The sequence below is a fragment of the Georgenia sp. Z2081 genome (assembly GCF_055326445.1).
Map to the genome: position 1 here is coordinate 1 of NZ_JBUZNK010000003.1, position 18,882 is coordinate 18,882.

Annotated in this window: 18 protein-coding genes; 13 read left to right on the forward strand and 5 right to left on the reverse strand. The window is 74.1% G+C overall.

All coding sequences use genetic code 11. From position 1 onward, the window contains the following. On the reverse strand, positions 1 to 282 hold a 282-nt coding region (locus ACZLKG_RS05800; protein ID WP_463648222.1), incomplete at its 3' end, for a transposase. 52 nt (positions 283 to 334) lie between these two features. Here ACZLKG_RS05800 and ACZLKG_RS05805 point away from each other — a divergent pair. Next, complete coding sequence (locus tag ACZLKG_RS05805) at positions 335 to 1,234, forward strand: cation diffusion facilitator family transporter (RefSeq protein WP_463648223.1); 900 nt, start codon at positions 335 to 337, stop codon at positions 1,232 to 1,234. Positions 1,235 to 1,280: 46 nt separating this feature from the next. On the opposite strand, the gene ACZLKG_RS05810 is transcribed toward ACZLKG_RS05805, so the two are convergent. The 3 genes from ACZLKG_RS05810 to ACZLKG_RS05820 all read right to left on the reverse strand — a co-directional run bounded on the left by ACZLKG_RS05810 (position 1,281) and on the right by ACZLKG_RS05820 (position 4,532). After that, a complete protein-coding gene (locus ACZLKG_RS05810) occupies positions 1,281 to 2,153 on the reverse strand; it encodes a 1,4-dihydroxy-2-naphthoate polyprenyltransferase (protein WP_463648224.1) in 873 nt (290 codons plus the stop codon). Positions 2,154 to 2,203: 50 nt separating this feature from the next. Then, entirely contained in the window at positions 2,204 to 3,502 is a 1,299-nt protein-coding gene (locus tag ACZLKG_RS05815; protein WP_463648225.1) for an AMP-binding protein, read from the reverse strand. Positions 3,503 to 3,563: 61 nt separating this feature from the next. Continuing rightward, positions 3,564 to 4,532, reverse strand: coding sequence for a 1,4-dihydroxy-2-naphthoyl-CoA synthase (locus ACZLKG_RS05820; protein WP_463648226.1), 969 nt, complete (start codon positions 4,530 to 4,532; stop codon positions 3,564 to 3,566). A gap of 108 nt (positions 4,533 to 4,640) precedes the next feature. Here ACZLKG_RS05820 and ACZLKG_RS05825 point away from each other — a divergent pair, with 108 nt between their 5' ends. Both ACZLKG_RS05825 and menD read left to right on the forward strand, forming a co-directional pair. Further along, positions 4,641 to 5,633, forward strand: a complete 993-nt coding sequence (locus ACZLKG_RS05825; protein ID WP_463648227.1) for an o-succinylbenzoate synthase — start codon at positions 4,641 to 4,643, stop codon at positions 5,631 to 5,633. Beyond that, positions 5,630 to 7,348, forward strand: a complete 1,719-nt coding sequence (gene menD, locus ACZLKG_RS05830; protein WP_463648228.1) for a 2-succinyl-5-enolpyruvyl-6-hydroxy-3-cyclohexene-1-carboxylic-acid synthase — start codon at positions 5,630 to 5,632, stop codon at positions 7,346 to 7,348. The genes ACZLKG_RS05825 and menD overlap by 4 nt, the downstream gene beginning before the upstream one ends. A 31-nt stretch (positions 7,349 to 7,379) precedes the next feature. Here the strand turns inward: menD and ACZLKG_RS05835 are convergent, their stop codons facing one another. Then, entirely contained in the window at positions 7,380 to 8,255 is an 876-nt protein-coding gene (locus ACZLKG_RS05835; protein ID WP_463648229.1) for a LysR family transcriptional regulator, read from the reverse strand. 122 nt (positions 8,256 to 8,377) lie between these two features. Between ACZLKG_RS05835 and ACZLKG_RS05840 the strand changes: the two genes are divergently transcribed. From ACZLKG_RS05840 to ACZLKG_RS05885, 10 genes are all read left to right on the forward strand, one after another. Continuing rightward, complete coding sequence (locus ACZLKG_RS05840; RefSeq protein ID WP_463648230.1) at positions 8,378 to 9,622, forward strand: FAD-dependent oxidoreductase; 1,245 nt, start codon at positions 8,378 to 8,380, stop codon at positions 9,620 to 9,622. Between the two features lie 28 nt (positions 9,623 to 9,650). Beyond that, positions 9,651 to 10,514 (forward strand): NAD-dependent epimerase/dehydratase family protein, encoded by an 864-nt coding sequence (locus tag ACZLKG_RS05845; protein ID WP_463648231.1) that lies wholly within the window; start codon positions 9,651 to 9,653, stop codon positions 10,512 to 10,514. Next, positions 10,511 to 11,290 (forward strand): ABC transporter ATP-binding protein, encoded by a 780-nt coding sequence (locus ACZLKG_RS05850; RefSeq protein WP_463648232.1) that lies wholly within the window; start codon positions 10,511 to 10,513, stop codon positions 11,288 to 11,290. The genes ACZLKG_RS05845 and ACZLKG_RS05850 overlap by 4 nt, the downstream gene beginning before the upstream one ends. Next, positions 11,287 to 12,201, forward strand: a complete 915-nt coding sequence (locus tag ACZLKG_RS05855; protein ID WP_463648233.1) for an ABC transporter permease — start codon at positions 11,287 to 11,289, stop codon at positions 12,199 to 12,201. The genes ACZLKG_RS05850 and ACZLKG_RS05855 overlap by 4 nt, the downstream gene beginning before the upstream one ends. 28 nt (positions 12,202 to 12,229) lie before the next feature. Further along, complete coding sequence (locus ACZLKG_RS05860; RefSeq protein ID WP_463648234.1) at positions 12,230 to 13,249, forward strand: ABC transporter substrate-binding protein; 1,020 nt, start codon at positions 12,230 to 12,232, stop codon at positions 13,247 to 13,249. Between the two features lie 354 nt (positions 13,250 to 13,603). Next, positions 13,604 to 14,638 (forward strand): isochorismate synthase, encoded by a 1,035-nt coding sequence (locus ACZLKG_RS05865; protein ID WP_463648235.1) that lies wholly within the window; start codon positions 13,604 to 13,606, stop codon positions 14,636 to 14,638. A gap of 150 nt (positions 14,639 to 14,788) precedes the next feature. Beyond that, positions 14,789 to 16,099, forward strand: coding sequence for a S1C family serine protease (locus tag ACZLKG_RS05870; RefSeq protein ID WP_463648236.1), 1,311 nt, complete (start codon positions 14,789 to 14,791; stop codon positions 16,097 to 16,099). Between the two features lie 43 nt (positions 16,100 to 16,142). Further along, entirely contained in the window at positions 16,143 to 16,838 is a 696-nt protein-coding gene (locus ACZLKG_RS05875) for a demethylmenaquinone methyltransferase (RefSeq protein WP_463648237.1), read from the forward strand. Positions 16,839 to 17,031: 193 nt separating this feature from the next. Continuing rightward, positions 17,032 to 18,330 carry a geranylgeranyl reductase family protein gene (locus tag ACZLKG_RS05880; protein WP_463648238.1) on the forward strand — a complete coding sequence of 433 codons (1,299 nt, stop codon included), beginning with the start codon at positions 17,032 to 17,034 and terminating at the stop codon, positions 18,328 to 18,330. Positions 18,331 to 18,487: 157 nt separating this feature from the next. Beyond that, entirely contained in the window at positions 18,488 to 18,850 is a 363-nt protein-coding gene (locus tag ACZLKG_RS05885; RefSeq protein ID WP_425709156.1) for an NADH-quinone oxidoreductase subunit A, read from the forward strand. The last annotated feature ends 32 nt before the right edge of the window (positions 18,851 to 18,882 follow it).

An 18,882-nucleotide genomic window follows, 5' to 3' on the forward strand; every position in this document is an offset into this window, starting at 1 on the left:
CTGCTCGAGATCAGCTTTGAGCTGGGCGTTCTCCTGCTGCAGACGGATCAGTTCCGCCCGGTCGTTACGCGTCATATAGAGCCTGCTCGCCTTCTTCTCGCTGTTGGGCTCCAGCAGGCCAGCATTACGCTGGTCACGCCATCGCAACAACGTCGAGTGAGCGATGTCGTGCCGACGCAGTACCTCGACGCGCCGCCCGAAGTCAGCGTTCTCGTACTCGGCCACGATGTCGATCCGGTCCTGGATCGTGTGCCGACGCGGCCCGCGATACCCGTTCTTCATGAACGTCTCCAGTCCCCACCCCCTGTGTCTCACACCAGGCTGACACAGAGGGATGCTCGCCGAGGGCGTCCACTCGGTCGCCGACTCCTCCAACCAGGCGCTCCTGCTGCTCGGCGGGCGGCGGGCGACGAGGAAGGCCTCCGAGGTCCACCAGTTCGGCTACGGGCGCGTGCGCTACGTGGCGGCGTTCGTCGTCTCGATCGTCCTGTTCACGCTCGGTGGTCTGTTCGCCATCTACGAGGCGTGGCACAAGTTCTCCGACCCGCACCCCATCACGGACTGGCAGTGGGTGCCGATCGTCGTGCTCGTCCTGGCCGTGGTCCTCGAGAGCTTCGCGCTGCGGACCGCCCTGAAGGAGGGCGCCGCGGTCAAGGGCGACCGCTCGTGGTTCCGCTACCTCAAGGAGTCCCGGTCCCCGGAGATCCCGACGATCATCCTCGAGGACACCGGCGCGCTCCTGGGCCTCGTGTTCGGGCTCTTCGGCGTCAGCATGACCCTCGTGACCGACGACGGCCGGTGGGACGCCCTCGGGTCGGGCGCCATCGGCGTCCTGCTCGTCGTCATCGCCGTCTTCCTCGCCCGCGAGATGATCTCCATGCTCATCGGCGAGTCCGCGCTCCCCGAGCACCAGGCCGCCCTGGAGCGCGCGCTCGTCGACGGCGAGGACATCGAGCGCGTCATCCACATGCGCACCCTGCACATCGGGCCCGACGAGGTCCTCGTCGCCGCCAAGGTCGCGGTCCCCGCCGCCGAGACCGCCGCCGACGTCGCGCGGGCCGTCGACGCCGCCGAGGCCCGGGCGCGAGCCTCGGTGCCGCTGCGCCTGCAGATCTACGTCGAGCCGGCGCCGTTCGAGGACGGCCGGGCGTCCGCCCCCGACCGGGAGACCTGGGAGGTCGACCCCGCGCCGGAGCCGCCGGCCGCGCAGGGGCTCGACGCCGAGCAGGAGTGACGGCGCCCGTGCGTCGCGCGCCCGGGCGGCCGGGACGGCCGGCGGGTCAGGCGAGCGCGAGGCCCGTGCCGAGCAGCAGCCCGTAGCCCAGCTCGAGGAGGCCCGTGTCCCGCAGGACCATGACGAGGCCCCGGCCGGCGGTCCCGCGCAGCACCGGCGCGCAGCAGCGCCACGCCAGGGGCACCAGCGCGAGCACGAGCAGCGACCAGGGCGCCACGATCGCGCACGCCGCACCGAGCGCGAGCGGCAGGGCCACCATCGCCACGTAGGTCCAGCGCGCGAGCCGGTCCCCGAGCCGCACCGCGACCGTCCGCTTCCCGGCGGGGACGTCGGTGGGGATGTCGCGGATGTTGTTGACCATGAGAAGGGCGCAGGCGATCAGCCCGACGCCGACGGCGGCCACCCAGGCCGTCCACGGCAGCGTGGCGGCCTGCGTCCAGGTGGTGCCGAGCGTGGCCACGAGCCCGAAGAACACGAAGACGAAGACCTCGCCGAGCCCCAGGTACCCGTAGGGCCGGGCGCCGCCGGTGTAGCCCCAGGCGGCGAGGACGCACACGGCGCCGACCGCGAGCAGCCACCACTGGCCGGTGAGTGCGACGAGCGCCAGCCCGAGCACCCCCGCGACGCCGAGGCTCGCCAGTGCGGCCGCCCGCACCCGGCCCGGCGCCGCGAGCCCGCCGCCGGTGAGCCGCTGCGGCCCGGTGCGGAACTCGTCGGTGCCGCGCACGCCGTCGGAGTAGTCGTTGGCGTAGTTGACGCCGACCTGGAGGGCGAGTGCCACGCCCGCGGCGAGCAGCGCCCGGGGGAGCGAGGCGGCGCCGACCTGCGCGGCGGCCCCCGTCCCGAGCAGCACCGGGGCCACGGCCGCCGGCAGGGTGCGCGGACGGGCGCCCTCGATCCAGTCGGCGACGCTCGCCATGACACCTCCTGCTCCCGGGCGCCGGACACGTCCCGACCGCCCGGGCGAGATTAGCCCAGCGCGGGACGCGCCTTGTAGCGGGCGACGCCGGCCACGGTCACGTCCGCGTGGCTGCCGCTCGCGGTGTCCGCACCCAGCCCGAGCGCGCGCGCGGCCACCGCGGTGACGGCACGCCGGTCGACCTTGCCGGGGCCGCGCAGGGGCAGGCGGTCGACGACGACGAGCGCTCGAGGCGCGTGGGCTGGGCTCAGGTCGGCCGTCCGCGCACGGGCGACGGCGAGCAGCTCGGGCACGCTCGTCGGCCCGGACCCGCGGTCCCCGGCGAGCACGACCACGGCCACGACGAGCTCTCCCCACTCGGGGTGCGGGACGCCGACGACCGCGGACTCGGCCAGATCCTCCAGCTCGCCGAGCCGGCGCTCGACCGCCAGGGGCGCCACGGTGACGCCGCCGGACGTCACGGCGTCGTCGAGGCGGCCGAGGACCTCGAGCGTGCCGTCGTCGTCGAGCCGTCCGGCGTCCGTGGTCCGCAGCCGGCCGCCCACGAACGTGCGTGCGTCGGCGGCCGCGTCGTCGAGGTAGCCGTGGGCGAGGACGGGGCCCGAGAGCCAGATGCGGGACTCCTCGTCGACCTCGGCCCGCACGCTGCGCAGCGGCCGGCCGTCGTAGACGCAGCCGCCGCCCGTCTCCGTCATCCCGTAGGTGCGCACCACCGTGATCCCGCCCTCCGTCGCGGAGCGCAGGGCGGCGGGCGCAAGGGCCGCGCCGCCGACGAGGACCGCGTGCAGCCGTGCCAGCGCCCCGGTCACCTTCGGCCCGGCGGCCAGCGCGCGCACGAGCTGGGTCGGTACCAGGGAGAGGTAGGTGCGCGGGCTCCTTCCGGGGGCGCCGTCGCCCGTGGTGGTCCGGGCGAGCTCGGCGAGCGTGGCCGGGTCGAACCCGTCGGCGGTGTCGAGCACCACCGGCTCGAGGTCCGCGACGGCGGAGCGCGTGAGGATCTGCAGGCCCGCGACGTGGTGGGCGGGGACGGCGAGGATCCAGCGGCCCGGGCCGCCGAGCCGCTCGTGCGTGGCGCGGGCGGAGGCGGTGAGCGCGTCGGCGGTCAGCGCCACGACGTGCCCCTGTCCCGTGGTCGAGCCGGAGGTGCGCAGCAGGGCGACGGTGCCGTCGGGCACGGGCCGCTCGAGGTTCTCGGCGAGGTCGGCGCACGCCCGGGCGGGGTCCGTGCCCGGGGCGACCGGCAGCAGCGGGGGGAGGTCGGCGCCGGCGATCCGCCTGGCGAGCGCCTCGTGGAGGGCCGCGACGTCGCCCGGTCGCGTGCCGCCGGGCAGCACCTCGACGCTCTCCATACGGTCAGGGTAGGCGGGCCGCGCGGTGCGGGATCGTCGGGGCCGCGCGCCGGACCGCGCGTCAGACCGGGTAGGAGAAGCCCGACCAGTCCGGGTCACGCTTCTGAACGAACGCGTCCCGGCCCTCCTGAGCCTCCGCGCCGCCGTAGGCCAGCCGCGTCGCCTCGCCCGCGAACACCTGCTGGCCGGCGAGGCCGTCGTCGGCGAGGTTGAAGGCGAACTTCAGCATGCGGATCGCCTGCGGGGACTTCGTCGCGATGATCCGCGCATACTCCAGGGCCTTCGCCTCGAGCTCGGCGTGGGGGACGGCCTCGTTGACCACGCCCCAGCGCTCGGCGTCGGCCGCCGAGTACTCGCGGGCGAGGAAGAAGATCTCGCGGGCCCGCTTGTCCCCGGCATGGCGGGCCAGCAGCGTCGAGCCGTAGCCGGCGTCGAAGCTCCCGACGTCCGCGTCCGTCTGCTTGAACCGGGCGTGCTCGAGCGAGGCGATCGCGAGGTCGCAGACCATGACCAGGGAGTGCCCGCCGCCGGCGGCCCACCCGGGCACCGCGGCGACGACGACCTTGGGCATCGTGCGCATGAGTCGTTGGACCTCGAGGATGTGCAGCCGACCGGCGCGGGCCGGGTCGACCTGCTCGCGCCGCGCGCCCGCCTCCGCGAGGGGGTCCGCCTCGTCGACCTCGTACCGGTAGCCGTCCGCGCCGCGGATGCGCTGGTCGCCGCCCGAGCAGAACGCCCACCCACCGTCCTTCGGGGAGGGCCCGTTACCGGTGAGGATCACCGTGCCCACGTCGGTGGTGAGCCGCGCGTGGTCGAGCGCCCGGAACAGCTCGTCGACGGTGCGGGGCCGGAACGCGTTGCGCAGCTCGGGCCGGTTCAGCGCGATGCGCACCACCGGGAGGTCCCGCTCGCCGTCGGCGCCGCGCTCGACGCCCCGGTGGTAGGTGACGTCGGTCGCCGACCACCCCTCGACGTCCCGCCAGGCCTGCGGGTCGAACGTCTCGGACACCTGCGTGGGGATCTCGCTCACCCGGCCACGGTAGCCCGGCGCGCATCCACGTCCGCGACCTCACGAACCCGGGTCGCCGCGCCCCCGCGTCGCCGGGCCGGGTGGTCGGGGCGCGGTTACGCTGGGTCGGTGCCCCATCCCGCCGATCCGGAGCGCCCTGCCGCGCGCGCCGTGTACTCGACGGCGCTGCGCACCCGGTTCCGGGGGATCACCCGTCGTGACGGGCTGCTCCTGCGCGGGGACGCCGGCTGGGGGGAGTTCTCACCCTTCTGGGACTACGACGACGCCGGGTCCGCCCCGTGGTTGGCCGCCGCCCTCGAGGCCGTGGACCACGGGTACCCGGACGCCTTGCGCAGCCACGTCCCGGTCAACGTCACCGTCCCCGCCGTCGGGCCCGAGCAGGCGGCCGCGATCGTCGCCGCCTCCGGCGGGTGCACGACGGCGAAGATCAAGGTCGCCGAGCCCGGCCAGACGCTCGCCGAGGAGATCGAGCGGGTCGCCGCCGTCCGCGAGGCCCTCGGGCCGGCTGGGCACATCCGGGTCGACGCCAACGCCGGCTGGGACGTCGAGACCGCCGTGACCAGGCTCGCCGACCTCGACCGTGCGGCCGGCGGCCTGCAGTACGCCGAGCAGCCGGTGGCGGGCGTCGAGGACCTCGCCGCGGTGCGCCGCCGCTCGGGCGTGCGGGTCGCCGCCGACGAGTCCGTGCGCCGCGCCGAGGACCCGCTGCGGGTGGCCCGCGCCGGCGCCGCCGACGTCCTCGTCCTCAAGGTCCAGCCGCTCGGCGGGGTCCGCGCCTGCCTGCGCCTCGCCGAGGAGGCCGGGCTGCCCGTCGTCGTCTCCTCCGCCCTGGAGTCCTCCGTCGGCCTCGCCGCCGGCGTGGCGCTCGCCGCCGCGCTGCCCGAGAACACCCTCGACGGCGTCCCCCTGGCCGCCGGCCTCGCCACCGGGCACCTGCTCGAGGCCGACGTCACCACCACACCGCTCCTGCCTGCTGGCGGCCTGCTCCCGGTGCGCGAGATCGAGCCCGACGCCGTCCCCGCCGCGGATCCTGGGACCGAGGCGCGCTGGCTCGCCCGGCTCGCCGACGTGACCGGCTACCTGACGGCGGCGACCCGATGAGCGCGACCGGGGCCGCGGGGGAGCGGGACCTGCCGCCGGAGGCGTCCGCCCACCTCGTCGCCCGGGACGTCGTCCGGGCGCTCGTCGCCGGCGGTGTGCGCGACGTCGTCCTCGCCCCGGGCTCTCGCTCCGCGCCGCTCGCCCACGCCCTGCACGCGGCCGAGGGGGCCGGCTGGCTCCGGCTCACCGTCCGCGTCGACGAGCGCGTCGCCGCGTTCGTCGCGCTCGGCCTGTCCCGCGCCGGCGAGCTCGAGGCGCCGGCGGGGCTCGACCCGGCACTCGCCCGGCGGCCCGTCGCCGTCGTCACCACCTCCGGCACCGCGGTCGCCAACCTCCACCCGGCCGTGCTCGAGGCGGACGCGGCCGGGGTGCCGCTCGTCCTGCTCACCGCGGACCGGCCCCACGAGCTGCGCGGCACCGGCGCCAACCAGACCACCGACCAGGTGGGCCTCTTCGGTCCCGCCCTGCGCCACCTCGTCGACGTCCCGGCGGACGCGCCGGCGGGCCCGCCGCTCACCCAGCACGTGGCGCGCGCGCTCGCCGCCGCCACCGGCGCCCGGACGCGAGACCCGGGTCCGGTCCAGCTCAACCTCGGCTTCCGTGAGCCACTCGCGCCCGAGCGCCCCTGGGTGCCCGGCGAGGCGCCCGCGGTCCGGCCGGTCGCCCGCCCGGACCACTCACGCTCCTCGGTTCCGCTCGGGCGCGGACCGCGGACCGTCGTCGTCGCCGGGGACGGTTCCGGCCCGGAGGCGCGCAGGCTCGCCGAGCGTGGCGGCTGGCCCCTGCTCGCCGAGCCGACGTCCGGCTCGCGCGGCGGCCGGTGCGCCGTCAGCGCCTACCGCGAGCTGCTCGACCTCGCCCAGCTCGGCGGCTGCGTCCAGCGCGTCGTCGTCGCCGGCCACCCCACCCTGTCCCGGCCCGTCACCCGCCTGCTCGCCCGCGAGGACCTCGAGGTCGTCGTCGCCTCGCCGTCCGGCCGCTGGCCCGACGCCGCGGGCACCGCCCGCACGGTCGCCGCCGGGTTCGAGCCCGAGGGACAGCCGGGCCCCGACGAGCAGGCCTGGCTCGACCTCTGGCTCGACGCCGGGCGCTCGGTCGTCGCCCGCCTCGCCCACCCCGCCGCCGGCCCGCCCGACGACGGGACGCTGGACGCGCTCGTCACCGCGGCCGTCGTCGCCGGCGCCGCCCGGCACTCGGGCACTCTCGTGCTCGGCGCCTCCCGCGTGGTCCGCGACATCGACCTCGTCGGCCAGCCCTGGATGGACCCGGTCCCGCACGTGCTGTCCAACCGCGGCCTGGCCGGCATCGACGGTACGATCTCCACCGCCGTCGGCCTCGCGCGCGGCACGGGCCGACCGGTGCGGGTCCTGCTCGGCGACCTCACCCTCCTGCACGACGTCGGGGGGCTCCTGCTCGGCACCCTCGAGGACGACGTCGACGTCCAGGTCGTCGTCGCCGACGACTCGGGCGGTGCGATCTTCGCGCTGCTCGGCCACGCGGACGCCTCCCCGGACGGCTTCGCGCGCCTGTTCACCACGCCCCAGCGTGCCGACCTCGAGGCCCTCGCGCGCGGGTACGGCGCCGACTACCGGGCCCCGCGGACGCTCGACGAGCTCCAGGCGGTGCTCGCGGCGCCGATCTCCGGCCGGTCGGTCGTCCACGTGCGGATCGGCGAGCGCCGCGCCGAGACCTCCCGGGCGCGGTCGCTCATCTAGGGCGCCTCACCACCCCGACGGCAGACACGCCCTAGAGTGCCGGCTTCTCGTACGGCCGCGCCGAGATCGCCGCCGCGACGGCGAGGGCCGCCTCGCCCGCTCCGCGCGAGTACGCCACCCAGCTCGTCAGCTCGAGCGCACCCGGGCTGATCGCTACCCACGGCCAGGACGGTACGAAGCGTTGCGCGGTGTCCCTGGTGACAAGGAGCCCGTCCGCCCCGGCAGCGAGGGCGACGAGCTCGACGTGCTCGCTGAACCGGCGGAACCGCCAGTCCACTGCGGCACTCACAGCGGCCGCAGCGGCGACGAGGTCCCGCCACTGGCCGGAGTTCTCCCACGTCTCATGGCCCAGCACCCGGCGACCGTGCATGTCGGCCAGCGAGCGCACCACGCCGGCCAGCTCGGGCCGCACGGCGACGCCGAGCTGCTGGCGGAGCACTTCGCGAGTGACGAGCCCGCCCGCGTCATGGTGCAGTATCCCGACGTCGAGACGTCCCTCCTTCAGGGCTCGCTCCTGCTCCGGGGTGAAGAGGTCGACGAGGTCGAGATCGATGTGCGGGTGATGCTCGCGGAGGTCACCCATGACCTCGGTGAACCAGCTGGTGGGCAGGCTCGGGGGCATGCCGACCCGCACCGTCTCCCGTTCGGCGGCCGCGGCTGTCATCACGTCGGGGATCCGAGCGATGTCCGCGGAGATTCGGCGATAGTGCCGCAGGAGGCGTTCGCCGGCTGCCGTCGTCGTCACCCCGCGAGAGCTGCGCCGAAGAAGCTGAGTGTCGAGCTCGCGCTCGAGGTTGCGGACCTGCCTCGAGAGCGAGGGCTGGGTCATCGCCAGGCGTGCGGCCGCGCGGGACATCGACCCGGTCTCGGCGCAGGCCGCGAAGTACGACAGGTGACGAAGCTCCACGTCTCCAACCTATGCCTCCCGGGCATGGCCGCGAGGGAGGAGGCAATTCCGGTTGCCGACCAACCGTGTGAGCCTGGCGGTCGGCACTCGCCCGAGTGGCCGACGGACGCAAGGGAGCGTGCATGGTGGAGTACGACGTCGTCGTTGTCGGCGGGGGAGCAGCTGGGATCGCGGCGGCCGTCGGAGCGGCCCGTACGGGAGCCCGCACCTTGCTCGTCGAGCGCTACGGCTACCTCGGCGGCGCGGCCACGGTCTCGAGCGTCCTCACTCACTGCGGCTTCTTCGACCAACAGCGCCGCCAGGTGGTCGCTGGTATCGGCCAGGACGTCCTTGACCGGCTCGCGGCCCAGGACCTGTACAAGGTCCACACCGTCAGCTCCACGGGTAACACCATCGTGCTGCTCGACCTCGAGACGATGAAGCGGGTCTACGACGAGCTCGTGCTCGACTCCGACGTCGACCTCCTCCTCCACACCACGCTCGCCGGCGCGCGGGGCACCGCCGAAGGTCCCTTCGAGCTCGACCTCCTGCACCGCGGAGGTGTGGACACGGTCGCCGCGCGCGCGGTCGTCGACTGCTCCGGCGACGGCGCCCTCGCCGGACAGCTCGGCGCGACGATGGAGGTCTCCGCCGTCGCGGACCGACAGGCCGCCACCCAGGTCATGCGCATCGGCGGCATCGCCGACGGCGGCCCGGAGATCACACCGTCGGTGCTCGACGCCGCCGTCGGCGCATACATCGAGCGCACCGGGGCGCGAATCGACCGGACGAGCGGGATCGCCGTGCGGACCCCCGTGGTCGGCGACGTCATGCTCCTCCTCGCCGACCAGGTCGTCGACGCCCTCGACCCGCGCGACCTCACCCGTGCCGAGATCGAGAGCCGTGCCGAGAGCTGGCACTACCTACGTGCACTGCGCGAGGGCGTTCCCGGCTGGTCGGACGCGTACCTACTCTCCACCGGCCCACAGATAGGGATCCGCGAGGCACGCCGCGGAGCGGGAACTGCCACCGTGAGCGCCGACGACGTCCGGACGGGCGCTCGCTACCCCGACACGGCGGTGGCTCGTGGCGGCTGGCCGATGGAGCTCCATCTCGAGCCGGGCGTCACACGCTACGAGCGTGTCGCCGACCGCGGCCACTTCGACATTCAGTACGGAGCGGTCGCATCGGCCAGCCATGAGGGCCTCTTCCTCGGCGGTCGTATCGTCTCGGCAGACCCGCACGCTTTCGGTTCGGTGCGCGTCATGGGCACCTCCTTCGGCACTGGCCACGCGGCCGGAGTTGCCGCCGCCGGCTACGCCGAGGGCCGTGGTCGGGACGTCGCCTGGACCCGCTCGGTGCTCGCGGAGCAGAGGGCACTCCTGTGACCTGCGTACCGACGAGGGGAGGCGCGCAGTGAGCCGGATCGTCCTGACCGGGGCCGGGGGGTCGCTGGCCGCCGACGTCACGCCGGCCCTGCTCGACGCCGGACACGAGGTCGTGGCCGTCGATCTCGCCCCGCCGGACACTCGGCCCGGGCTCCTGCCGGTCCGGGCCGACGTCACCGACCTCGCCGAGATGCGCGCGGCGGTCGCAGGCGCCGACGCCCTGGTCCACCTCGCCGGCATCCCGCTCGAGGACGACCCCGACCGGTTGTGGGACGTCAACGTGCGCGGCACCCAGGTGGTCCTCGAGGCGGCCCGGCTCGCCGGCGTCCACCGCGCCGTCCTCGCGAGCTCGATCCACGCCGTCGGATTCGTCCCGGTCCCCGAGGTGGCCATCGGGCCCGACCTCACGCCCGTCCCGGAGGAGGACCGCATCCCCGACGATGTCGCCGTCCGGCCGAACACCTTCTACGGCGCCTCGAAGGCAGCGGTCGAGGCGCTCGGCTCGCTGTACGCGGAACGGTGGGGACTCCAGGTGGTCCTCCTACGCATCGGCAGCCGGCAGGCGGAGCCCACCGGGCGGCGTCACCTGCGGACATGGCTCTCGCCCGCCGACGCCGGCCGGCTCGTCCTCGCGTCGCTCGCGGCCCAGGTCGTCGGCTGCACTACTGTCTTCGGGGTCTCCGCGAACTCCGGCCGGTACGTGAGCGCCGCTGCCGCCGCACACATCGGTTTCACGCCACAGGACGACGCCGAGGCATACCGTGACCGAGTGCTCGAGACTCCCGTCGAGCACGACCCGTCCGCCGGCTGGCTCCATCTGCTCGGCGGAGAATTCTGCTCACCGGAGCCGCCGCGCGCGTCCGGCTCACCCACCTACCCGGAGGCCCAGTGACTTCCCCAGACTCCAGCGCGATCCAGGCGCGCGACATCTCCAAGGTCTTCTTCTCGGCGGCCGGCACCACCGTGGCGCTCGACCACGTTGCCCTGAACGTCGACGAGGGCGAGTTCGTCTGCATCCTCGGCCCGTCCGGGTGCGGAAAGTCGACGCTCCTGCGCATCATCGGCGGCCTCGAGACCGCGACCGCGGGCGAGGTCGCCATGGCGACGTCCGGCCGGCCCGCATTCGTGTTCCAGGAGCACGGCGTCTTCCCCTGGTACACGGTCCTCGAGAACGTGGCCTTCGGTCTTCGCATGAACGGCGTGCGACGGGCGAGCCGCATCGCCACCGCCCGCGAGTGGATCCACGCCGTCGGGCTGAGCGACTTCGAGGACGCCTACCCGCACAACCTCTCCGGCGGCATGCGACAGCGCACCGCCATCGCCCGTGCCTTCGCCACGGGTTCCGATCTCCTCCTCATGGACGAGCCGCTCGGCGCCCTCGACGCCCAGACGCGCCAGCTCATGCAGGAGCTCCTCATCGATCTGTGGGAGAAGGAGCGCAAGACGGTCGTCCTTGTCACGCACTCCATCGAGGAGGCCATCCTCCTCGGCGACCGGGTCGTGATGATGTCCGCCCGCCCCGGGCGTATCCGCCGCGAGATCGACGTCCCGTTCGCGCGGCCCCGTACGATGGGCCTCGAGGCCACGGCCGAGTTCGCCGGGCTGCGCTACGGCATCTGGAACGACCTGCGTGACGAGGTCATGGCGAGCGAGGGAGCCCGCGTATGAGCACCGGGACCACACAGGACGTCTCGACGGACGACCGTCACCGAGGGGCCGAGGGGGAGCGACGCATCGACGACTCCGTCGTCGAGCAGGCCGCGCGGGCCGAGGCGGCCCGTGCGAAGCGGCTGCGTACCCGCGACCTCGTGCTCTCGATCGGTACGCCCATCCTCCTGCTCGCACTGTGGGAGTGGGGCGCGCGGACGGGCGCGATCGATGCACGCCTCTTCTCGGCGCCGAGCGAGGTGTTCCGTCGCACGTGGGAGATGCTCGCCTCGGGCGAGCTGGGCGATCACATCTCCGTCACCGTCTACCGGTTCGCCACGGGCTATGTCGCCGGTGGTCTCCTCGGCGTGGTCGTCGGCATGCTGCTCGGGATGTCCCGGGCGGCCAACGCGGCATTCGGCCCCCTGTTCTCGGCGTTGTACGCACTCCCGAAGATCGCGATCCTGCCCCTGCTGTTCCTCATCTTCGGGCTCAACGACACCTCCCGGATCATCGCGGTCGCGGTGACGGTGTTCTTCGTCCTCCAGATCAACACCCAAGGCGGGATCCGCCAGCTCGACGCCAAGGTCCAGGAGGCGGCGACCGCTTACGGCGCCGTGGGTACCAAGCGGCTCGTGCACGTGATCCTGCCGGGCATCCTCCCGGCCGTGTTCACGGGGTTCCGGGTGGCTGCCGGCCTCGGCGTGGTCATCGTGACCGCGGTCGAGTTCGTGGCGTCGGACTCCGGTCTGGGCTACCTGATCTGGAACTCCTGGCAGCTGTTCCAGCCGGAGAAGATGTACGTCGGCCTCGTCACCGTGGCGCTGCTGGGCGCGTTGGTCACCCTCGTGGTCAACGTCGTCGAGCGACTCGCCGTGCCGTGGCGGCGCGACGGCGCAGGACGACGACGGAGTCGTCGCTCGAACCGGTGATCGGTTCGTTCACCCACAAGGAGAGAAGATGAGACGACAGACCCCGATCGCCGCCGCAGCCGCGGCGGGACTTGCCCTCACGCTCGGTGCGTGCGGTGGATCCGACGACGATGGCGACGGCGGCGATGCCGGTGGCCTCGAGACGGTCGACGTCATCCACGTGCCCTCGACGCTGTTCGCGCCCCTGTACGTGGCGGACGAACGTGGTTACTTCGAGGACGCCGGCATCGAGCTGTCGCTCGACACGGTCCAGGCTGGTCAGGACGCCATCCCGCTGACCGCCGCCGGCCAGGCCGACGTCCTCATCGCAGGCTTCGGCTCGGGCCTGTTCTCCGCAGTCAACGACGAGCTGGAGATCCGCGTGGTCGGTTCCATGGGAGGTGGCGGTGGTGAGCCCGACAACTCGCCCACCGCGCTCATGGTGGCTGCCGACCTCGTCGAGTCCGGCGAGATCAGCGAGATCGCCGACCTCGAGGGACGTACCGTCGCACTGTCCGGCGGCCTCGGTGGTGCCGGCGCGTACCAGTTCGCGGCGGTGCTTCTCGAGGCCGACCTCACGCTCAACGACATCGAGGTCCTCAACGTGGGCTTCGGGGACATGGCGGGCGCCCTCGCGAACGGCCAGGCGGACGCGGCGATGCCACCTGCCCCCTTCACCACCGCGATGGAGGAGGACGGCACCGCGGAGCAGTTCGCCCTCCCCCCGGCCGGGACCATCGCGTCCGGTGTCATCTACAACGAGGAGTTCATCGACTCGGACCTCGCGCAGCCGTTCTTCGACGCGCTCGTCCGCGGCTCCCTCGACCTCCAGGACGACCCGTACGACCCGGAGATCCTCCAGATCCTGGCCGATGCCACGGGTCAGGATCTCGAGGTCCTGGAGGCCAACCCGTCCTACGTGTGGGAGCCGGACCTCGCGCCGGCCACCGAGCAGCTCCAGCTCCAGCAGGAGGCGTTCCGAGCGGCAGGCCTGTTCGACTTCGACAACGATGTCCCGCTCGAGGACCTCGTCGTCACGCGGTTCGCGGAGAACGCGCCGACCGAGTAGCAGCCGTCGGTCGGCCACGGCCGATCGGGACCGACCGGGGCGGGTGCGTGCCGCCCGCCCCGGTCGTTCCAGGCCCGGATCGACCGGGACCGCGAGGATTGACGCGAGAGGGAACCACGCATGGATGGCACGCCCACGGATGCTCCGGTCAGTACGGTTGGTGCGCCGCTCGAGGAGGCGCTCGCAGCCGGGGACGTCCGACAGGCGGCGATATGGCTGCGCGAGGGCCGTGGCCTTGTGGCCCGCGGGGGCCTTCGGGTCGGCCTCACCGGCCCCGATCGCCTCGCACGACTGGAGGCCCTCTGGCGCGCCCTCGACGTCCGCGCGTCCGGTGGCCACACTCCGGTCGCCTTCGTGGCCTCGACCTTCACCGACAGCTCGCCGACCGCGTCGGTCCTTCACGTACCGGCGGACGTCGTGCGCATCGTGGACCGCGCCGCCACCTGGCGTCAGACGGTGCGCCCGGCATCTGTGGGCGAGGCTCTCGACGCCGATGCCGGGTGCGCCGGGACCGTGCACGCTGCGCGCGAGCTCGAACCGGCCGGGTCACGTGCGCCGGTCGACAGCGTGGGCGACCCGGACATCGACCCCGAGGTGTGCGAGGCCCGCTACGTCGATCTCGTGAAGCACGTGCTCACGGACATCGCCGGGGGAGACGTGCACAAGGTCGTCACCTCGCGTGCCCTGGTGCGGCACGAGTCGCCCGAGGTGCTCGACACGCTTCCGGCGCGCCTCGCCGAGGCCTACCCGGACGCCTGGACGTTCGCCGTCGGCGGCCTCGTAGGCGCGACACCCGAGCTGCTCGCCGCACGGACGGGGGAGCGCGTGCGATCGCGGGTTCTCGCGGGTTCGCTTCCGCGCGGGAGCCGACCCGACAAGGACTTGGTCGCCGAGATCAGCACCTCCCGGCGGTTCGCCGAGGAGCACGCGCACGCCGCCCGTTCCGTCGTCGAGGGGCTCGCCGCCGTGCTCGAGCTCGAGGAGCGGGATCCCGCGCCGTTCGTCCTCGAGCAGCCGAACATCTACCACCTGGCCACGGACGTCGCGGGGCGTCCCAGTTCCGACCTCGGCCTGCTCGGCATCGTCGCCGCGATCCACCCGACGGCTGCCGTCGCGGGCACCCCCCGCGATATGGCGATGGCGATCATCGCCCGCCGCGAGGCGCACGACCGCGGCCGGTACGCCGGTCCGGTCGGCTGGCTCGACGCCGACGGCGACGGCGAGATCGGTCTGGCGCTCCGCTGCGGCCAGGTCGAGGGCGACTCGATCCGCCTGTTCGCCGGCGGCGGCATCGTCGCGGGTGCCGACCCCGAGGCCGAGCTCGCCGAGACCGTCGGCAAGCTGCGGCCCATGCGGGAGGCGCTCGCGGCGGCCGCCGAGCGCCCCTGACGACTCTGCCGACCGCGAGCTCGCGGCGTCCAGCGAGTTCCCAGGTTGGCCCGCGGGCGTCCAGCCGGTGGGCAGGTGATCCCCGGCGGGCGTCGAGCCGGGTCGTGTTGCGTGCACCTCGTCCCCACCGAAGAGCACGAGGAGCACGACATGACCGAGCAGCACCTGCCGCCGAACGACCCGCGGAGCCGGTGGGTCGCGGCGCCGACCTCGCCGCCCGCGGACGACCCCGCCTCGGCGAGCATCGCGCCCGCCCCGGCGAGCCGGCCCGGGCCCGCGGATCCGCCCGCCGCACGCCCGACCGGCTCGCGGCACGTCGTCCTCGCGGCCGTCCTCGCCGGGGTGCTCGCCTCCGGGACCACGGTCGCGCTCACCAGCGCCACGGACGACGCCGGGCCTGCGGCGGCGCTCGTCGCGGCGCAGGCCGCCGAGCGTGCCGCCGAGGACCAGGCCACCGGCGACGACCCGGCCGCCGAATCCCCGGCGGGGGACGCGCAGACCGGCGCCGCCCTGCCGGCGAGCGCGTCGAGCGACGCAGGCTGGAGCGACGTCGTCGCCGAGGTGACCCCGTCGGTCGTCGCCGTCTCGGTCGATACCGAGCGGGGCTCCGGCACAGGGTCCGGGGTGATCATCGACGACGAGGGCCACGTGCTGACGAACGCCCACGTCGTCGCCGGCGCGCGCACCGTCGCCCTCACCCTCGACGACGGCCGACTGCTCGAGGCCGAGGTGGCCGGCACCGACGACTCCTCCGACCTGGCCGTCCTCACGATCACCGACCCGCCGGAGGACCTGACCCCGGCCACGTTCGGCTCCGACGCGGACCTCGCGGTCGGCGACTCGGTGCTTGCCGTCGGCAACCCGCTCGGCCTGCGCTCGACCGCGACGACCGGCATCGTCTCCGCCCTCGACCGTCCGGTCACCACCTCGGACGGCTCGGGCGAGGCCGCCGTCACCGCCGCCGTCCAGGTCGACGCCGCGGTCAACCCCGGCAACTCGGGCGGCCCGCTCTTCGACTCGGAGGGCCGGGTCGTCGGCATCACGAGCTCGATCGCCACGATGTCCGGGTCGGGCGAGCAGTCGGGCAGCATCGGCGTCGGCTTCGCCATCCCCGTGGACCTCGCCTCGCGCGTGGCCGGCGAGCTCATCGCCGACGGCAGCGCAGACCACGCGTTCCTCGGTGTCGGCCTCGACGACGGCGAGGCGGCCGCCGGCGGCGAGCTCCGCGCGGGTGCCGTCGTCCGGGCCGTCGAGCCCGGCAGCCCCGCCGAGGCGGCCGGACTGCGCGAGGGCGACGTCGTCACGGCCCTCGACGATGCCCCGGTCGGCTCGGCCGAGGCACTCACGGCGATCGTGCGGGAGCACGTCGGCGGCGACGAGGTCGCCCTCACGGTCGTCCGTGACGAGGAGGAGTCCGAGGTCGAGGTCGCCCTCGCGGCGAGTCCCGCCTCCGACGGCTGACCGCGCCGCCCGGCGGGCGGGCCCACCTGCGACACTGACGCCCGTGAACCGAGCTGGCCTGGACAAGGACCCCCGTGAGGTCGCGGGGATGTTCGACGACGTCGCGCAGCGCTACGACCTCACCAACGACGTGCTCACCCTCGGGCAGGTGCGGATCTGGCGGGCCGCGTCGAGGCGCGCGCTCGACGCCCGGCCGGGGGACCGGGTGCTCGACCTCGCCGCCGGGACCGGCACGTCGTCGGCCGAGCTCGCCGACCGGGGCGTCGACGTCGTCGCCTGCGACTTCTCCACCGGGATGATGTCGGTGGGCAAGCGGCGGCGCCCGGACCTCGCGTTCGTCGCGGGCGACGCCACCGCGCTCCCGTTCGAGGACGCCTCCTTCGACGCGGTGACCATCTCCTACGGGCTGCGCAACGTCGTCGACCACGCGGCCGGCCTGCGGGAGATGCTGCGCGTGACCCGCCCGGGCGGGCGGCTGGTCGTCACCGAGTTCTCCACGCCGACGTGGGCGCCGTGGCGGATGACGTACCGGTTCTTCCTCACCCAGGCGCTGCCGCGGATCGCACGCCTGTCGTCGTCGAACAACCCCGCCTACGCCTACCTCGCCGAGTCCATCGAGGACTGGCCCGACCAGGCCGGCGTCTCGGACGCGATCCGCGCGGCGGGCTGGACCGGGGTGCAGCACCGGGACCTGTCCGGCGGCATCGTCGCCGTCCACCGCGCACGCCGGGCCGGGTAGGCCGCGCGCGGAGGGCCCCACGCAGGGCCGGGCGACGGACCGACGACCCACCTATTACGTGCGGTGAATGTCCCGGAATTCCGGGCAATCTGCGGCGCGACGAGGATCACCCCGGGGGTGCCGAACGGCTCCCGCTCCAGGGCTACGATTCTTCGGGCGGACCGCCCCACCACGCGAACGAAGGAGCTCGACCGTGCCTCCCGCACCAGTCGTCGACGAGGCTGACGTCCTCGTGGTCGGCGCCGGTCCGGCGGGCGCGAGCGTCGGGCACTACATGGCGCAGCAGGGGCACCGGGTCGTCGTCCTCGAGAAGGCTCGCTTCCCACGGGACAAGGTCTGCGGCGACGGCCTGACCCCCCGCGCGGTCGCCGAGCTCATCCGTATGGGCGTGCCCACGCGCGAGGAGGACGGCTGGATCCGCAACTACGGGCTGCGCACGTCCGGGGCGGGCCACCGCATCGAGATCCCGTGGCCGGAGCTGGCCTCGATGCCCTCCTACGGGCTCGCCCGGGCGCGCACCGGGCTGGACGAGACGCTCGCGCGGCACGCCCAGGCCTCCGGCGCCGACCTGCGCGAGGGCGTCTCGGTCACGGGCGCGGTCCGGCACGAGCGCAGCGGGCGGGTCGTCGGCGTCACCGCCCGGCCCGTCGACGAGCGCGGCCGCCGGACCGGCGAGGAGGTCACCTACCGCGCCCCCCTCGTCGTCGACGCCGGCGGGGTCTCGGCCCGCCTCGCCACTGCCGTCGGCATCGAGAAGGACGCCGGCCGCCCGATGGGCGTCGCGATCCGCACGTACTTCCGCACCCCGCGGCACGACGACCCGATGATGGAGTCGTTCCTCGAGCTGTGGGACGGGAAGCCGGGGGAGTCGAACCTCCAGCCCGGCTACGGCTGGATCTTCGCCCTCGGCGACGGCACCGCGAACGTCGGCCTCGGCACCCTGTCGCCCACGGCCGCGCCCACGCGGCTCGACTACAAGGGGTTGTTCGCCACGTGGATGCGCAACGTCCCCGAGGAGTGGGGCTTCACCCCCGACAACCAGGTCGGCGAGCTGCGCAGTGCCGCCCTGCCCATGGCGTTCAACCGCACGCCCCACTACGCGAACGGGCTCCTGCTGCTCGGCGACGCCGGCGGGATGGTCTCCCCGTTCAACGGCGAGGGCATCGCCTACGCGCTGCAGTCCGGCCGGGTCGCCGCCGACGTCATGGGGCAGGCGCTCGCCCGCACCTCCGAGTACGAGCGCGTCAAGGCCCTGCGCACCTACCCGCGCATCATGCGCGAGGAGCTCGGCGGCTACTTCACCCTCGGCCGGGGCTTCGCCCACGTCATCAGCCACCCGCGCATCATGCGGGCGTGCGTGAAGTACGGGCTGCCGCGCCCCGTGCTCATGCAGTTCGTCATGAAGCTGCTCGCGGACGGCTACGACCCGCGCGGCGGGGACTGGATGGACCGCCTCATCGCCGCCCTCGCGAAGGCGGCACCCGCGTCATGACCACTCCTCGAGACCTGTTCGTCCGCGCCCGCGCCGATGCCGGACGTGTCGGGACGCGACACGCGAACGTCTACCCTGGAAGCGGGGAACGGCGTGCGCGGCCGAGGACACCGCGCGACGGCTGGACCGCCGCCCCGAGGACGTCGACGGAGGACGTATGACCAACCCTTACGTGCCGCTGCTCATCATGATGGTGGTCGCGGTGGCCCTGGCCCTCGGCGGACTCGGCGCCAGCGCGATCATCGGCCCGAAGAGCTACAACCGGGTCAAGGTCGCCAACTACGAGTGCGGGGTCGACCCCACGCCCCGCGCCCCCTCGGCCGGCCGCTTCCCGGTGAAGTACTACCTCATCGCGATGACGTTCATCATCTTCGACATCGAGGTCGTCTTCCTCTACCCGTGGGCGGTGGCCTTCACCGAGCTGGCCGCCTTCGGTCTCGTCGCGATGCTCGTGTTCATCGCGCTGATCACCGTGCCCTACATCTACGAGTGGCGGCGCGGGGGACTGGAGTGGGATTGACCGACCGCTGACCGTTCGGCATACCCGCCCGC

Excerpts from the sequence above, each read along its gene's own strand:
- ACZLKG_RS05815 (WP_463648225.1), bottom strand. The coding sequence starts at position 3,502 with ATGGAGAGCGTCGAGGTGCTGCCCGGCGGCACGCGACCGGGCGACGTC.
- ACZLKG_RS05810 (WP_463648224.1), bottom strand. The coding sequence starts at position 2,153 with ATGGCGAGCGTCGCCGACTGGATCGAGGGCGCCCGTCCGCGCACCCTG.
- ACZLKG_RS05805 (WP_463648223.1), top strand. The coding sequence starts at position 335 with ATGCTCGCCGAGGGCGTCCACTCGGTCGCCGACTCCTCCAACCAGGCG.
- menD (WP_463648228.1), top strand. The coding sequence starts at position 5,630 with ATGAGCGCGACCGGGGCCGCGGGGGAGCGGGACCTGCCGCCGGAGGCG.
- ACZLKG_RS05840 (WP_463648230.1), top strand. The coding sequence starts at position 8,378 with ATGGTGGAGTACGACGTCGTCGTTGTCGGCGGGGGAGCAGCTGGGATC.
- ACZLKG_RS05860 (WP_463648234.1), top strand. The coding sequence starts at position 12,230 with ATGAGACGACAGACCCCGATCGCCGCCGCAGCCGCGGCGGGACTTGCC.
- ACZLKG_RS05885 (WP_425709156.1), top strand. The coding sequence starts at position 18,488 with ATGACCAACCCTTACGTGCCGCTGCTCATCATGATGGTGGTCGCGGTG.
- ACZLKG_RS05870 (WP_463648236.1), top strand. The coding sequence starts at position 14,789 with ATGACCGAGCAGCACCTGCCGCCGAACGACCCGCGGAGCCGGTGGGTC.
- ACZLKG_RS05855 (WP_463648233.1), top strand. The coding sequence starts at position 11,287 with ATGAGCACCGGGACCACACAGGACGTCTCGACGGACGACCGTCACCGA.